The following is a 356-nucleotide window of genomic DNA, read 5'->3' as shown; positions in this document are numbered from 1 at the left end:
CCCCGCCGCCGAGTGCGGTCGCCTCGGCGAGCACACAGATGCCGAAGATGTCCATGTTCTTGCGGACGGCCAGCAGGCCGGCGGACAGGGCGAAGACGAAGATGCCGATCAGCTCCAGCGCCTGCTGGACGTCGGGCGGGACGAGCTGCGAGGTCACCGTCCATGCTTACCTGCGCCGCGACCCCGGCGTGCCCCCGGCGCGCGGTGCGGCGCCCACCGCACGCGGGCGGCGCACCGGGTGCCCTGTCACACCGCCGGGTTCTCGTGGCTCTCCCGGCTCTCGGGGCTCTGCTGGTTCTCCGGCCTCTTCTGGTTGCCCGCGCCGTGCTGGCTCTCAGGCCTCTTGGCGGTGTCCG

The 356-nt window shown here is 73.0% G+C and carries 1 protein-coding gene; it reads right to left on the bottom strand.

Annotation, left to right across the window (positions count from 1 at the left end):
* A partial coding sequence (locus UK12_RS38965) for a TRIC cation channel family protein (protein WP_045307046.1) occupies window positions 1–157 on the bottom strand: 157 nt, incomplete at its 3' end.
* Between the last annotated feature and the right edge of the window lie 199 nt (window positions 158–356).

Origin of the sequence: Saccharothrix sp. ST-888 (assembly GCF_000955975.1) — a bacterium.
GTDB lineage: Bacteria > Actinomycetota > Actinomycetes > Streptomycetales > Streptomycetaceae > Kitasatospora.
This window is presented reverse-complemented; position numbering and strand designations above follow the sequence as displayed.